The 15,752-nt window shown below is 48.7% G+C and carries 15 protein-coding genes; 7 read left to right on the top strand and 8 right to left on the bottom strand.

Going from position 1 to position 15,752, the window contains the following annotated elements:
* The first annotated feature begins 14 nt into the window (after positions 1-14).
* The 5 genes from ACI0FR_RS07870 to ACI0FR_RS07850 all read left to right on the top strand — a co-directional run bounded on the left by ACI0FR_RS07870 (position 15) and on the right by ACI0FR_RS07850 (position 4,826).
* A complete protein-coding gene (locus ACI0FR_RS07870; protein ID WP_404908816.1) occupies positions 15-1,316 on the top strand; it encodes an NAD(P)/FAD-dependent oxidoreductase in 1,302 nt (433 codons plus the stop codon).
* 87 nt (positions 1,317-1,403) lie between these two features.
* Entirely contained in the window at positions 1,404-2,783 is a 1,380-nt protein-coding gene (locus ACI0FR_RS07865) for an aldehyde dehydrogenase family protein (protein ID WP_404908819.1), read from the top strand.
* Positions 2,784-2,801: 18 nt separating this feature from the next.
* Entirely contained in the window at positions 2,802-3,497 is a 696-nt protein-coding gene (locus ACI0FR_RS07860) for a type 1 glutamine amidotransferase (RefSeq protein ID WP_404908822.1), read from the top strand.
* Between the two features lie 138 nt (positions 3,498-3,635).
* Positions 3,636-4,409, top strand: coding sequence for a DUF930 domain-containing protein (locus ACI0FR_RS07855; RefSeq protein WP_404908825.1), 774 nt, complete (start codon positions 3,636-3,638; stop codon positions 4,407-4,409).
* A gap of 168 nt (positions 4,410-4,577) precedes the next feature.
* Positions 4,578-4,826: a YMGG-like glycine zipper-containing protein gene (locus ACI0FR_RS07850; protein WP_374831229.1), complete on the top strand. Its 249-nt coding sequence runs from the start codon at positions 4,578-4,580 to the stop codon at positions 4,824-4,826.
* Positions 4,827-4,877: 51 nt separating this feature from the next.
* Here the strand turns inward: ACI0FR_RS07850 and ACI0FR_RS07845 are convergent, their stop codons facing one another.
* The 8 genes from ACI0FR_RS07845 to ACI0FR_RS07810 form a co-directional block, all read right to left on the bottom strand.
* The gene (locus ACI0FR_RS07845) at positions 4,878-6,344 is read right to left on the bottom strand and encodes a mannitol dehydrogenase family protein (protein ID WP_404908828.1); all 1,467 of its coding nucleotides are present in this window, start codon (positions 6,342-6,344) and stop codon (positions 4,878-4,880) included.
* 1 nt (position 6,345) lies between these two features.
* On the bottom strand, positions 6,346-7,116 hold the full coding sequence (locus tag ACI0FR_RS07840; protein ID WP_404908831.1) for an L-iditol 2-dehydrogenase: 771 nt from the start codon (positions 7,114-7,116) through the stop codon (positions 6,346-6,348).
* Positions 7,113-8,111 carry an ABC transporter ATP-binding protein gene (locus tag ACI0FR_RS07835; RefSeq protein ID WP_404908834.1) on the bottom strand — a complete coding sequence of 333 codons (999 nt, stop codon included), beginning with the start codon at positions 8,109-8,111 and terminating at the stop codon, positions 7,113-7,115. The genes ACI0FR_RS07840 and ACI0FR_RS07835 overlap by 4 nt, the downstream gene beginning before the upstream one ends.
* Positions 8,112-8,131: 20 nt before the next feature.
* On the bottom strand, positions 8,132-8,965 hold the full coding sequence (locus ACI0FR_RS07830) for a carbohydrate ABC transporter permease (protein ID WP_404908837.1): 834 nt from the start codon (positions 8,963-8,965) through the stop codon (positions 8,132-8,134).
* A gap of 1 nt (position 8,966) precedes the next feature.
* Entirely contained in the window at positions 8,967-9,839 is an 873-nt protein-coding gene (locus ACI0FR_RS07825; RefSeq protein WP_374831219.1) for a carbohydrate ABC transporter permease, read from the bottom strand.
* A 169-nt stretch (positions 9,840-10,008) separates the two neighbouring features.
* Entirely contained in the window at positions 10,009-11,325 is a 1,317-nt protein-coding gene (locus ACI0FR_RS07820) for an ABC transporter substrate-binding protein (protein ID WP_404908840.1), read from the bottom strand.
* Between the two features lie 251 nt (positions 11,326-11,576).
* Positions 11,577-12,539 carry a sugar-binding transcriptional regulator gene (locus ACI0FR_RS07815; protein ID WP_404908842.1) on the bottom strand — a complete coding sequence of 321 codons (963 nt, stop codon included), beginning with the start codon at positions 12,537-12,539 and terminating at the stop codon, positions 11,577-11,579.
* A complete protein-coding gene (locus ACI0FR_RS07810) occupies positions 12,536-13,207 on the bottom strand; it encodes an HAD family hydrolase (RefSeq protein WP_404908845.1) in 672 nt (223 codons plus the stop codon). The genes ACI0FR_RS07815 and ACI0FR_RS07810 overlap by 4 nt, the downstream gene beginning before the upstream one ends.
* 270 nt (positions 13,208-13,477) lie before the next feature.
* Here ACI0FR_RS07810 and ahpC point away from each other — a divergent pair, with 270 nt between their 5' ends.
* Together ahpC and ahpF are read left to right on the top strand one after the other, a co-directional pair.
* Positions 13,478-14,041 carry an alkyl hydroperoxide reductase subunit C gene (ahpC, locus tag ACI0FR_RS07805; protein ID WP_404908847.1) on the top strand — a complete coding sequence of 188 codons (564 nt, stop codon included), beginning with the start codon at positions 13,478-13,480 and terminating at the stop codon, positions 14,039-14,041.
* Positions 14,042-14,121: 80 nt separating this feature from the next.
* Positions 14,122-15,690, top strand: coding sequence for an alkyl hydroperoxide reductase subunit F (gene ahpF / locus ACI0FR_RS07800; protein ID WP_404908850.1), 1,569 nt, complete (start codon positions 14,122-14,124; stop codon positions 15,688-15,690).
* Positions 15,691-15,752 lie beyond the last annotated feature (62 nt).

Raw genomic sequence — 15,752 nt, 5'->3', positions numbered from 1 at the left:
ATAAGGGAACAACAATGACCGAATCTTATCCGCGCTCTTATTATGCTGCGACTGCCAATAAGGTTGCGCCTTTCCCAAGACTGGACGGCGATATTGATGTGGATGTGGCTATTATTGGCGGTGGTTTCACAGGGCTTGCCAGTGCGGTGGAGCTGGCTGAACGTGGTCAGCGCGTTGCTGTGCTGGAAGCCAACCACATCGGATGGGGTGCATCAGGGCGCAATGGCGGCCAGATCACTGGCTCACTTTCGGGCGACAAGGCAATGGAGCGCGAATTTGCCCGCACATTAGGTAAAGATGCGCCTGAATTTGTCTGGAATTTACGCTGGCACGGTCACGATATTATTCGTAACCGCATCGAGAAATATAATATCCAATGTGATTTGAAATTCGGACATGTTTTTGCGGCATGGAAACCATCGCATATTCCGGAATTGGAAGAGATGGAACGCAACGCCCGATTGCATGGCATGGGCGATGATGTTGCGCTTTTGCGTGGGGCTGATCTGGCTGAATATGTGGGAAGCGAGATTTATCACGCAGGACTGATCAACCGGCGCAATATGCACATTCACTCGCTTAATTTATGTTTTGGCGAGGCGGATGCAGCGCGTAGCCTTGGTGCGCAGATTTTTGAAGCAACGCCGGTTGAAAAAATCATTTATGGCAAACGACCGGTATTGCATACAGCCTATGGGCAGGTAACCGCCGATAAGGTTTTGATCGCCGGTAACAGCTATCATAAGCTGGCGCGCCGCAAACTTTCGGGCATGTTGTTTCCCGCTTCGCTTGGCATTATTGCCACGGCACCTTTAAGCGAAGAAATGGCACGTAAAGTCAGCCCGAAAGATTTTTCGATTTATGATACCCGCTTTGTGCTTGATTATTACCGTTTGACAGCCGACCGGCGGATGATCTTCGGCAGCGGCACGAATTATAGTGGTCGTGACACTGCCGGTCTTGCTCAATCCATGCGTCCGACCATAGAAAAGACCCTGCCGCATTTACGTGGTGTTGATATTGAATTTGCATGGCATGGTATGGACGGCATTTCGGTCAACCGTATACCGCAACTGGGTAATGTCACCGACAATGTCTATTATGCCCAAGGCTATTCCGGTCACGGCATTGCCACATCGCATATTGTCGGTGAAATCATGGCGAATGCCATGTGCGGTTATGGCAAAGATCTGGAAGTATTTGCCAATGTCAAACATTGGCGTTTTCCGGTGGGGCGCACTTTGGGCAATATCGGTATGGCTGTCGGCATGTGGTATTTTCAAATGCTTGAAGCCTGGAAAGACCGCGGCAACTAAAGCGCATTCTTATCTGGACGATAGACCTGACAATAATTTGAAAATTGACTGACGATAGCATCGCTACCGGCCAGGAAAGGGGAGTAAATGAGCGCGTTAACATGTGTTTCACCGGTCGATAACACCATATTTGCAAGCCGAGAAACTGTTACAGCGCAAGAGGCGCGTAACATGATCGCGCATGCCAAATCAGCCGGAAAAACATGGTCGCAACGCCCGTTGAATGAGCGCGTTGAGATTGTGATGGCCGCAATTAAGCGCCTCGCGCTTGAGAAAGAAGAGGCAGGCATCGAGATAGCGCATATGATGGGGCGTCCGGTGCATCAGTTTTTTGAGTTCAATGGTTGTCTGGAGCGGGCAAGCTATATGGCTTTAATTGCCGAAGAGGCTTTGGCACCTATCATCATTGAAGACAGCGCACAATTTGAACGCCGGATCGAGAAAGAGCCGTGCGGGCTCGTTTTTATTGTAGCGCCGTGGAATTATCCTTATCTGACGACGATTAACTCCCTTGTTCCGGCACTGATTGCGGGCAATAGCGTGTTGATGAAACATGCATCTCAAACATTACTTGTCGGTGAACGTTTGGAACGTGTTTTCAAAGAAGCGGGACTGCCGGAAGGAGTGTTGCAAAATATCCATCTGGATCATGAAACAAGTTCGGCGCTGATCGGTGAGGGGCATTTCGGTTTTGTCAATTTTACCGGTTCGGTTGGTGGCGGCAAAGCTATGGAGCAGGCCTCTGCCGGCACTTTTACGCCGGTTGGCACAGAGCTGGGCGGCAAAGATCCGGCCTATGTTATGGAAGATGCCGATCTGGATGTGGCCGTTGCTTCATTGATGGATGGCGCCTTTTTCAATGCCGGTCAATGCTGCTGCGGCATTGAGCGTATTTATGTTCACGAAGCGCTTTTTGAGGCTTTTGTCGAAAAGTCGGTTACAGAAATTCTGCGTTTGAAACTTGGCAACCCTTTTGATGCTTCCACCACAATAGGTCCGATGGCGCATCGTCGATTTGCGGATGAAATCCGCGGCCAGACTTCCGAAGCTGTTGAGGCGGGAGCACAGCTTCTTATACCCGCATCTGCCTTTCCTGAAGATGATGGCGGTGCCTATCTTGCGCCACAGCTTTTAACCGATGTGACCCATGCAATGCGTATTATGCGTGATGAGAGTTTTGGGCCCGTGGTAGCGGTGATGAAAGTTTCATCAGATGAAGAAGCCGTTGCACTGATGAATGACAGTCATTTCGGGCTTACCGCCAGCCTGTGGGGACAAGATGCACAGCGGGTCGCCCGATTGGGCAAATTGTTGGAAACCGGCACTGTTTTTATGAACCGTTGTGATTATCTTGATCCTGCAATCTGCTGGACAGGCTGCAAGGATACGGGACATGGTGTTACGCTTTCAATCTTGGGTTATAATGCTTTGACCCGTCCAAAATCCTATCACTTGCGTAAAGGCTGACGAGTTAAAGGAACGAATATGCGCATTGGCATTATTGAAACCGGTCTGCCACCTGAAGAATGTCAGGCTGAATTCGGCACTTATCCGGTGATGATTGAAAACTGGCTCAAGCCGGTATTGGCGCAAGCGGACTTTGAGACAATATCAATTGTTTCCGGCGAGAAACTACCGGAAAACCCTGCACAATTTGATGCATATGTGATTTCCGGCTCCAGACATGGTGTTTATGATCCGATTGAGTGGATCAAATCATTGGAAGATTTTTTGATTTGTCTGCGGGATAAAAAAATCCCTGTATGCGGCATTTGCTTTGGTCATCAGATCATGGCGCAGGCCTATGGCGGCGTGGTTGAAAAATCAACAAAAGGCTGGGGTTTCGGAACGCAGACATATCAGCTCGATCAGGAAAGCGATCCCGTGCTTGTTTTGCATCAGGATCAGGTCGTTAAAGCACCGCTGCAAGCAAAGCCTGCCGGTGGGAATGATTTTTGTCCGCTCGGTGTTTTGCGTTATGATTTTCCGGCTATCTCGGTGCAGTTTCATCCCGAGTTTTCAACCGGCTATATTGCTGATATGGCCAAGCGTTTTCGCGGCAGCCGCTTCCCGGAAGATATTGCCGATGTTGCATTGGCAAGCCTGCAATCGCAAGCAGCAATGTCGGCAAAAATGGCTAAAACTGTAGCGGAACTTTTCCGTGCAGATAGCACGTCATAAAAAGCTAAAAATGCGATGCCTTTTGTGCTAGGATAAAGCGCAGCGGGGTTGAGATTTGCCATCTTCATTGACGGCATGTCTTTTTATTCTCTATTTAATGTATGTCAAATGATAGCAGAATGAAGAGATGCAGAATTAATGCCGGATAAAAATAGCATATGGGGTGGGGTTATATCCATCGGCTTGCATGTTTTTGTCTTGGCATTTTTGTTTGTCACATTGCCCGTACCGACACATAATGACGAGCCGGAACATGTAGACGTGGAATTGGTTGAGCCAGCTCAACCACCTGAAGAGGAACATTATGCTGACCCGTCAGATGAGGCAGCGCCACCCCAAGCTTTTGAATCTGCAGTTGAGAACAAAGATGATAACGCAGAAATCGAACCACTGAGCGGCCAAGAAAATCCGTCTGAAGCGCCTGAACTGGTTGAACCGGTTGAAGAAACCCCAGAGCAAAAGAAGGATGAAGCATCAGGCGATGATACTGTTCTCAGTGCTGAAAAATCAAATATTTCCGTGAATTTGCCTGAAAAAAATACGATTAAAATGGTGGCCGCGAAACAGATTTATTCTGATGCAGCCCTTTCCGATCCACGGGTAAAGCAGGCATTGGGAACACTTTCTGCAAAACAGCGTGTCAGCCAGATTTGCAGTATCGAGGCTTTGGAGCAAATTCGTCATGCACGCCCTGATACGCCACCGGACATGATGGCGCGCAAAGCAAGCGAACTGACTGAAACCAGTTTGAAAATGCGAGGTGGTGCCTTTCGCAGTCATGCAAAATGGTATGACGTTGATTTCACATGTGAAATTAATTTGAATGATATGAAGGTCTCATCATTTAACTATACACTCGGCAATTTAATTCCTGAAAATGACTGGCAGCGCAGAGGTTTGCTGGCTGATTAATGTAAGGCATGGTCGTCATTTATAATCCGTTCAAAGTCACTTTAACGTGTGTTTGAGGGAACCTTCTATGGTTCCTGCCGTTTTAAATATAGTATGCTTTACATAAGTCCGCACTGGACATTGAAAAAAGTTATCGTCGTTTTTGACAGATAACAGTTGGAGGAAATCATGTTAAAAATTAGTTTGGCCTTGGCTGCCGTGCTTGCATTGTCAGCCTGTACATCGACAGAAAAAGATTTGAGCATCGGAACTGCAGCAGGTGCTGCGATCGGCGGCATTGCCGGCGGTGGTAAAGGTGCACTGATTGGTGCTGCTGCGGGTGCAGGGACCGGTTATTTGGTGCGCACTCTGCGCAATGGCCAATGTCAATATCGTGACAGAAACGGCCGGATTTATACCGCTTCCTGTAAACGATAATTTTTAAAGATACACCCCGTAAATTTTACGGGGTGTATCATAACCTTATAATCAGGCTGCCAAAAAACGGGCAATAACTGTTTGGCTGCCTTCTGACCAAATATCGTTCAGCGCTTTGGTAAAGCCTTCTACGACAGTGGTATTTTCGTTTAAATCGCCGTAGATTTCGCGCATGGAAAGCCATATTGCCGGATTATCGCGTGCTTCAATGGCGCATGCCTTCAATCGCTCCCAATTGGGGTCATTGGGAGCGATTTCATTACCGTTTTCGCTGACACCATAACAATAACGACACCATAAAGCCGAGAGCAGAATCAAGCCTGATGCATCGCCACCCTGTGCAATCACATCCTGAATGGATGGGATGATAAATTTCGGCTGCCGATTGGAGCCGTCAAGACAGAGACGGCGGATCGTGTCGCCAATGTCAGGGTTGGAAAAGCGCTCAATAATCAACTTTTTATAAGCATCAAGCTCTGTATCGGGCACAGGAGGAACTATCGGCAAAATTTCATTGCTCTCGATATGATCAAGAAAAGTCCGGATTTGCTCATCTTCCATCGCTTCATGCACAAATTCTATGTCTCGTAAGCCTGCCGGATAAGCAATAATGGCATGACCACCGTTGAGAATACGAATTTTCATCGTTTCAAAGCGATGCACTTCGTTGGTAAAAGTCACCTTAACCTTTTCAAGAGCTGGCCGGCCGGCCGGAAAATTATCTTCCATCACCCATTGCCGGAATGGTTCGCAGGTTACAGGCGCTTTGTCATCAAGCCCCAAAGATTGGGCTAATTCAAGCTCGCGTTTGCCGGTCGCAGGGGTGATCCGGTCTACCATGCTGTTTGGAAAAGCGACTTGATCGCTTATCCAACGGGCAAAATCCGGATCAGATAATTGAGCCAGACCAACGACAGCATCGCGGGTGACATTGCCATTATGCGGAACATTATCACAGCACATCACTGTGAAAGGCGCATCACCATTCTGGCGGCGAATTTTCAGTGCCGCAATGATGGCGCCAAAAGCCGTTTCGGGCTTGTCCGGATGGGCACCGTCATAAACGATATCGGGATGATCCGGGCTGAAGCTGCCGGTTTTGGGGTCGATATAATAGCCGCCTTCCGTAACCGTTAATGAAACGATGCGGATGGAAGGATTGCTCATGGCTGTAATCAGTGCGTGATTGCCTTTTTCAACCGGCAGAAAATCGATCATCGCACCGACAATACGGGCACTTTTGCCAGCGGGATCAAGTTCGATCACCGATGACAAAAAGTCCTGTTTGCTCAAAACTTCACGCATTTGCGCGTCATTGGCACGCACACCCGCGCCGATGATTGCCCATTCATGGCTTTCGCCCAAATTAAACAAATCATCAAGATAAACAGCCATATGGGCGCGGTGGAAATTACCGCAACCAATGTGGACGATACCGGCTTTGAGTTTTGCGCGGTCATAGACAGGACGGCGAATGCCTTCCGGCAGGTGATTAAGCGTTTTATCAGAAAGTGTCATATCAGCTCATCCAGTTGCCGCCGTCGACATTATATGTCTGGGAAACAATATAATCAGCGTCTTTTGAGGCTAAGAAAACGGCCATGCCGGTGAGGTCTTCAGCTTGTGCCATACGGCCCAATGGCACTTCGGCACCGACAATCTTTTTCTTTTCGCCTAAAGGCCGGTTTTCATATTTTGCAAATAATGCATCGACACCGTCCCAATGCTCACCATCCACGACACCTGGTGCAATCGCGTTCACGTTGATGCCATGCTGAATGAGGTTCAAACCGGCGGATTGGGTCAAAGAAATGACGGCGGCTTTGGTCGCGCAATAAACGGCGACAAGCGGCTCTCCGCGTCGTCCAGCCTGACTGGCCATATTGATGATCTTGCCCCCCTTATCACGCGCAATCATCGAGCGGGCAACCGATTGCATCATGAAAAGCGTACCGGATACGTTGATGGCAAACAGGCGGTCATAGCTTTCACGGGTAATTTCAACGATGGGTGCGAGATCGAATAATGCTGCGTTATTGACCAAAATATCAATGCCGCCACGCTTTTCTTCGACAGTTTTCACCGCCTGATCTATGCTGTCTTGTTTGGTGACATCAAGATGAACGGCAAAAGCCTGCGGGCCTATTTCCTTCGCGGTGGCTTCCGCGGCGGCCAGATTAATATCGGCAATGGCGACATGGGCACCTTCGGCAACATAACGGGTGGCAAAAGCTTTTCCGATACCGCGTGCTGCACCGGTGATGATTGCGGTTTTATCTTTCAGTCTCATGCCAGTGCCAGTCCTTCGCTGTCGAAGTGATGAAGTTGAGTTTGATCGGGGGTTAGAAATACCTGGTCGCCATTGCGTGCGGTGAACGAGCCGTCAACACGCACATTGATAACACCATGTTTGGTTTGCACATGCAGATAGGTGTCCGAGCCCATATGCTCGGCAACGGTGACAGTGCCAGCCCACAGGCCATCATCATTGCTGACCTTAATATGTTCGGGACGGATGCCGATCGCATGCGCACCTTTGGCCTGCGCTTCTTCGCCTTCAATGAAATTCATTTTCGGGCTGCCAATAAAGCCTGCAACAAATCGGTTTTTGGGCTTGTGATAAAGCTCCAGCGGTGTGCCTATTTGTTCGATCCGGCCTGCTTGTAAAACCACAATTTTGTCGGCCAAAGTCATGGCTTCCACCTGATCATGGGTGACATAGATCATGGTTGTTTTAAGTTTTTGGTGCAGTTCGGCAATTTCAAGCCGCATATTCACCCGCAATGCCGCATCCAGATTGGACAATGGTTCGTCAAACAAAAAAGCTGACGGTTCGCGCACAATGGCACGCCCGATGGCAACACGCTGGCGCTGGCCGCCTGAAAGCTGGCCGGGGCGTCGATCAAGATAGGCCGTAAGGTTTAATGTTTGTGCAGCGGTTTCAACCCGTTGGTTGATCTCATTTTGTGCCATACCGGCCATTTTCAACGGGAATGCAATGTTTTTACGCACACTCATATGCGGATAAAGCGCATAAGATTGGAAAACCATAGCCAGTCCGCGTTTTGCCGGTGCAAGATTGCTTGCGTCTTTGCTATCAATAGAGATTGTGCCGGATGTAATGTCTTCAAGCCCTGCAATCAGGCGCAAAAGCGTGGATTTACCGCAACCGGACGGCCCGACAAATACTACGAATTCACCCTTATTGATGCTTAAATCCAAGGGTTGGATAACTTGCGTTGAGCCAAAACTTTTGGTGACGCTTTTGAGTTCGATCTGTCCCATATTGTATTCCTTTAATCCGCTTATTTGACAGCGCCGAAAGTCAGGCCGCGTACCAGTTGCTTCTGACTGAACCAGCCAAGAATGAGAATGGGGGCGATGGCGAGTGTCGAAGCCGCGGAAAGTTTGGCGTAGAACAGCCCTTCTGGGCTGGAATAACTGGCAATGAATGTGGTGAGGGGGCCCGCATTGGCCGTGGTCAGATTAAGCGTCCAGAAGCTTTCATTCCACGCCAGAATGATATTGAGCAATAATGTGGATGCAATGCCGGGAACCGCCATCGGCGTTAAAACATGGATGATTTCGGCGCGCAAAGTTGCGCCGTCCATGCGGGCAGCTTCCAGAATTTCCACCGGAATCTCTTTGAAATAAGTATAAAGCATCCACACCACGATGGGCAGATTGATAAGAGTTAAAATGAAGGTAATACCCAGCAGACTGTCGAGCAAACCTGCATCCCGAAACAGCATATAAATCGGGATCAGCACGCCGACAGCCGGCATCATTTTGGTGGAAAGCATCCACATCAGCACATCTTTGGTGCGTTTGCCCGGCACAAATGCCATCGACCATGCAGCGGGGATGGCAATCAGCAAAGCCAGTACGGTCGAGCCCAATGAAATGATGACCGAATTGCGGAAATGCAGGAAATAATTCGAGCGCTCCTGCACCGCACGGTAACTGTCAAGCGTCCAGTCGAAATTCAGGAACTTGGGCGGGCTGGCAATCGCATCTGCTTCCGTTTTGAAGGATGTCAAAATCGTCCACAAAATCGGAAAGAAGATGATCAGAGCCACAACCCATGCCAGAATTGTGAAAGCCAGAACACGCTTTGAGCTATGATTTCGTTTGCTCATATCACGTCTCCAGATTACGCCCGATCATCCGCATCAGGAAGATCGCGACAATATTAGCTAAAATGACCGCAACAATGCCGCCGGCAGAACCAAGGCCGACATCGAATTGCAGCAATGACTGAGCATAAACGAGATAGGTTAGATTGGTTGATGATGTGCCGGGGCCGCCATTGGTGGTCACAAGAATTTCGGCAAAAATGGACAGCAAGAAAATAGTCTGGATCAAAATGACAACGGTTGTTGCGCGAGCCAGATGCGGCAGCATGATATGGTAAAAGCGGGAGAACGCTCCGGCGCCATCCATTTCGGCTGCTTCCAATTGTTCACGGTCGAGCGATTGCAGCGCTGTTAAAAGGATCAGGGTGGCAAAAGGCAGCCATTGCCATGCAACAATGATGATGATCGACAGCAAGGAATATTGGGCTAGAAAATCAATCGGCGCAAAACCGAGGCTGCGCGCGGCCCAGCCGAACAATCCGTTAACCGGATTGAAAAACATGTTTTTCCAAACCAGAGCCGAAACCGTCGGCATGATGAAAAAAGGCGCAATCACTAAAACACGGACAAGACCTTGCCCCAATATCGGCTGATCAAGCAACAATGCCAGCAAGGTGCCGCCGATGGTGGTGATCGCCAGCACGCCCAGAACCAAAATTAATGTATTCAATAAAGCTGGCCAGAAGGCAGGATCGGTGAAAAAATAGTGATAGTTTTCGAAGCCTGAAAAACTAATCGCGTCCGGCATCAAAAGATTATAGCGCAGAAACGAAAACCAGATGGTCATGCCCAGCGGTACAATCATCCATAATAATAACAGGATAACTGCGGGCGAAATCATCAGGCGACTTGCCGAGCGCGATGCTTGTGTGGCCATGTCTTTGTGCCTTGTCTGATTAATCCTGTTCAGCAAAATAACACGGATGAGCAGGATTATTTTAATGCGAAACAATCAATGGAAATATTGATCATGCCAGTTAGAGCTTGATAACAAGAAAGCTACGCCCCCATCCCGTTGGATGGGGGCGTAGCAATAAAGCGCCGGTTTATTTGATATAACCGCCGCGGGTCATCTCGCGGGTTGCCAGCTGCTGCGCAGTGGCTCTGGCTGCATCACCGGTGACACTACCTGCAAGAGCTGCAGAAAACTGTTGCCCGACTGCCGTGCCGATAGCCTGATATTCAGGAATGGCTACGAACTGACCACCTGTATAAGGCACCTCCTGAACTGAAGGATGTTGTGTATTTGCAGCCATGATTGCTTCAAGTGTTACCTTGGCAAATGGTGCTTCCTTCAGATATTCTGGATTTTCATAAAGCGATGTGCGTGTGCCCGGAGGCACATTGGCAATGCCTTCTTTTTTGGCGACCAGATCCAGATAGGCTTTGGAAGTTGCCCAAGCGACGAAAGTCTGGGCGGCATCAGCTTTTTTAGATGTTTTCGGAATAGCCAGATTCCATGACCAAAGCCAGTTGCCATGATTGTCGATGCCTTCTCCACTTGGAGATTTGGCAAAACCAACCTTGTCGGCAACGGTTGAGTCTTTTGGATTTGAGATGAAGGATGAAGCAACAGTTGCATCAATCCACATGCCGCATTTACCTGTTTGGAACAGTGCCAATGTTTCATTGAAACCATTGGAAGATGCACCCGGAGGGCCAAAATTGGTCATCAGATCCAGATAGGTATCGATGGTTTTTTTCCATTCCGGACTGTCAAATTGCGGCTTCCAGTCCATATCGAACATACGCGCGCCCATCGAGTTGGACATGGCAGGCAGAAGCGCCATGTTTTCACCCCAACCGGCTTTCCCGCGCAAACAAATGCCGAAGACACCGGCATTTTTATCCGTCATTTTCTCAGCAGCTTCACGCACAAATTCCCATGTCGGATTTTCCGGCATGGTCAGGCCCGCTTTTTCAAGCAAGTCTGTGCGATACATCAGCATCGAACTTTCCGCATAAAACGGGACGGCATAAAGCTTGTCGTCTAGACTGACCGATGCGGCAACAGCTGGTAAAAGATCGGCTGCGTCATAATCATCGCCGAGATTGTCAAGCGGCAGCAACCAGCCCTGTTTGGCCCAGATCGGCACTTCATAATTGCCGATGGTCAACACATCATACTGGCCGCCTTGCGTGGCGATGTCGGTGGTGACGCGCTGGCGCAGCACGTTTTCTTCCAAAGTGACCCATTCAACATCAATATCAGGATGAAGGGCTTTAAACTCCGGCATCAGACCCTGCATGCGGATCATATCGCCATTGTTGACCGTTGCAACCGTAATCGTTTCCGCACTTGCCGCCATCGACAATGCAGCCATAAAACCGGCTCCAACCAATCCACGTATCGTTAATGACATTTTACCCCTCCCAAGGTATTTCTTGAGCAATTATTCGAACGTTGGTCAAATATTCGACAACGGCACAATTCTGTCAAGTTCTATTTCCGGCAAAACATGTGTTCGTCAGCTATCTAAGACAAAAGCATGATAAGAAATATCCGGCGAGGTCTTCAACCTTGCCGGATAAAGATGTTTAAAATGATGATATGGACGCTATGGAAAGCCTTTTGAAGGCGAGTGATAAAAATACGTTAAACCATTGAAACTAATCAAAGTAATGCAATAGCGGTTGCTTCATCGGTGACCAGGCCATTGATAATTCGCCCTTTCAGAGCGCCGCGAATAGCATCAATTTTGCTGGCACCTGCTGCAATGCCAACCGCCAGCCGTTCAAGGCCGGCTTCAACGCGTATCCCTGCCATACGATCGTGGATTTCACTTTCAATGTAATGGCCTTCATGGTCGTAAATATGCCCCGCAACTTCTCCGATTCCACCAAGGGCATGCACTTCATCGAGCTCTTTTTCGCTGACAAAACCATCAAGGAAAAGCGGCGCTTGATGGTTCATCTGGCCGACACCGACAAAAATCACGTCGGCTTTACGCCCCAATCTGTGAACTGCTTGTACAGGCTTCAAAGTTAGAAACGCATCACGTTCTTCACGATTGCTGCTGATAACAGGAACGGGCATCGGGTAATGCGGAGCATTCAAACGGGAGGCAATATAAAGGATCACTTCAAACATTGTGGCAGAGCCATCAGTGGAAATGTTACCGATCAATGATACCAAACGATGGCGGTCACATGTCCCTTTTTGTAATTCATCCGCCATTGCACGCAATGCGCGACCAGTGCCAACACCAATGACCTGAGGTTCTGTTCGTGCCAATATTTTTTCAAACAAAGCGGCAGCAGCAGGTGCGATGACATGGGCCGGGTCAGCACCGGCACCCAGCATTGGTACAACGCGGCATTCGATCAGGCCGTAGCGCTCACGCAATCGGGCTTCTAATTCCAGACAGGCCGCAATAGGGTGCTCGAGACGCACTTTAATGATGCCGTTTGCCACTGCGCGACTGACGAGCCGTTGGGCACGCTGGCGCGAAATGCCCATTTCGGCTGCAACCTGATCCTGCGTCATCCCGCCTGCATAATAAAGCCAGCCTGCACGCGCGACTGCATCATCGGATTTAAGGTCGGTATCGGCTCGGTTCATCGGGGTTAGGCTCATAATAAATTTTGCTCAATCAATGTTGAAAAAACGGAAAAATCATCAAATTGTAAATCAGACTTTATATCATCAGCTTCATCAATATGCTGGCCTTTCATATGGCTTCCACCGGTAAATCGCCAAACCTTCATACCGGCAGCGCGCGCCGCCCGAATGCCATTTAAACTATCTTCAATCACAAGGCAGCGCTCCGGCGTAGCATTCATTTGTTTGGCGGCATGAAAGAAAAGATCAGGAGCGGGCTTGCCACGCTCGACCATGCTGGCGGTAAAAAGTCTGTCTCCGACCAATCCACGAAGCCCCGTCAGTTCCAGTGATTTTTCAGCACGAGGCAAACTGGACGATGTTGCCACACACCACGGTTTTTTCACCTCGCGCAATATTTGTTCAACCCCTGTTATGACTTCAAGCCCCTCATCAAATGCTTTTAATAGCTGATCACGATATTGGTCTTCAAACGAAGCTGGCAATTCAACGCCGAAATCAGAGCGTATGGTTGAGAAAACAGTTGGATAACTGCGTCCTAAAAAATGCCTGGCGACATAGCTGCGGTCAATATTGATACCGATCTTTTCCAGTTCATGGATCAGCATATTGGCGCTGATAATTTCACTGTCGATCAATACGCCGTCGCAGTCAAAAATGATAAGATCGATAATTTCATCCACCCCAATGTTGTCGCCACGGCGATACACTATGTTTTTTTAAATCTGCACGTCAATTCATTTGGGAAAGTCAAGCTGCGCTCTTGGCTTTAAACCCCAACTGGAGAGGTGATTTTAACTGGCCTATGCCCCTCAAATTTTTATCAAAGATGCAAATTTTACTCTTTGGTGTTGATAAGTAAAACCTATCAATGAAAGAATTTTAATTGATTTGGAAAATTATGAAATAACCCCTATATGCACCTTAGACACCATTCTGACAGGAGTGCATCAATGGCAACCGTAAATACACAGATCAAACCTTTCATCGCGCAGGCTTACCGTCAGGGCAAATTTATTTCCGTGACCGAAGAAGATGTTTTGGGCAAATGGGCCGTCTTTTTCTTCTATCCTGCCGACTTCACTTTTGTCTGCCCGACCGAGCTGGGCGACATTGCAGACCATTATGAAGAATTGCAGAAAATGGGTGTTGAGGTTTATTCTGTTTCCACCGATACGCATTTCACCCATAAAGCATGGCATGATTCATCCGACACAATCGGTAAAATCAATTACACCATGCTTGGAGATCCAAGTGGTGTTGTAACCAATAATTTTGGTGTTATGCGTGAAGGTCAGGGTCTTGCAGACCGTGCAACTTTCATCGTTGATCCGGATGGTATCATTCAGGCCATGGAAATCACAGCTGAAGGTATTGGCCGTGATGCATCTGATCTCGTACGCAAGATCAAAGCTGCGCAATATGTCCGCGCACATCCAGGTGAAGTTTGCCCTGCAAAATGGCAGGAAGGCGAAGCAACTCTTGCTCCTTCACTCGATCTGGTCGGCAAAATCTAATTATTCTTAAAACATGAAACTCAGGCGGCTGCTCCCAAGGCCGCCTGATGACCGCTATCGTTTTTTTCAGAGGAATTATTATGCTCGATACGAACTTGAAAACCCAATTGAAGGGCTATCTGGAACGTCTGGTCCGGCCGGTAGAAATTACGGCTTTTGCAGGTGATGATGCCAAATCACGCGAGCTGATGCAGCTTCTCGAACAAATCCGTGAACAGTCAGATAAAATCACCATTAAACGCGGCGTGATTGAAGGGGCGCGTGTTCCGTCTTTCGCGCTTAATGCACCAGGCGAAGACATTCATCTGACCTTTGCAGGTCTGCCGCTTGGTCATGAATTTACCTCGCTCGTTTTGGCACTGTTGCAGGTTGGCGGTTATCCGCCAAAGGTCGAGCAGGCGCTTATTGATCAAATTCGCAATCTCCAAGGTCATTTCCGCTTTGAGACTTATTATTCCTTGTCCTGCCAAAACTGTCCTGATGTCGTGCAGGCACTGAATATGATGTCGGTGCTCAATCCCGGAATTGAGCATGTAGCCATTGACGGCGCTTTATTTCAGGATGAGGTTTCCGAGCGTCAGGTCATGTCTGTTCCCTCAATTTTCCTGAATGGCGAAGTGTTCGGTTCGGGGCGAATGGGTGCAGAAGAAATTTTGGCCAAAATCGATACTGGTGCCGGTGAACGTGCTGTGGAAGCAATCAACGAACAGGCACCTTTTGATGTGCTGATTGTTGGTGGCGGCCCGGCCGGTGCTGCTGCTGCTGTTTATGCAGCGCGTAAAGGTATCCGTACCGGCATTGTGGCAGATCGTTTTGGTGGTCAGGTTCTCGATACTATGTCGATCGAAAACCTGATTTCGGTACCCCATACAGAAGGCCCTAAGCTTGCGCGTGCTTTGGAAGAGCATGTTCGCCAATATGATGCAGAGATCATCAGCGGTCAGCAGGCCGTTAAGCTTGATCAGACGGCTGAGGGTTTCAAAGTATCACTTGCTTCCGGTGCAAGCCTGACAGGTACGTCGGTTATTTTGTCAACCGGTGCCAGATGGCGCAAAATGAATGTTGCGGGTGAAGAACAATATATCAATAAAGGTGTGGCTTTCTGCCCGCATTGCGATGGCCCTTTGTTTAAAGGCAAAAAGATTGCTGTTATCGGCGGCGGTAATTCCGGCGTTGAAGCAGCAATTGATCTTGCCGGTCTCGTTCGCCATGTCACATTGATTGAATATGATAAGGTCTTGCGTGCAGATGATGTCTTGCAGCGGAAACTCAGAAGTCTGCCGAATGTGACGATTATAACATCTGCCAAAACCACTGAAGTGACAGGTGACGGCAAGCGCGTTAACGGCTTGATTTATGAAGATCGTATCAGTGGTGATGTTCATACTGTGCCGCTCGAAGGTATTTTCGTGCAGATCGGCCTTGTTCCAAACACTGAATGGCTGAAAGATACGTTGAAGCTGAATGAACGCGGTGAAATCATCACCGACATTTATGGTGCAACCTCGATGTCCGGTGTGTTTGCCGCAGGCGATTGTACAATTGCACCTTACAAGCAAATCGTGATTGCGATGGGCGAAGGTTCAAGAGCTTCGCTTTCTGCTTTTGATTATCTGATCCGGTTGCCAGCGGAAGTAAAAGCGGCGTAACGCCGGTCTTTCTTCAGCTCCCACTTCGAAAAAGTAAAAGCTGCACTGTTGCAACAGTGCAG

It is taken from the genome of Paenochrobactrum sp. BZR 201-1 (genome assembly GCF_044987585.2).
GTDB lineage: Bacteria > Pseudomonadota > Alphaproteobacteria > Rhizobiales > Rhizobiaceae > Paenochrobactrum > Paenochrobactrum pullorum.
This window is presented reverse-complemented; position numbering and strand designations above follow the sequence as displayed.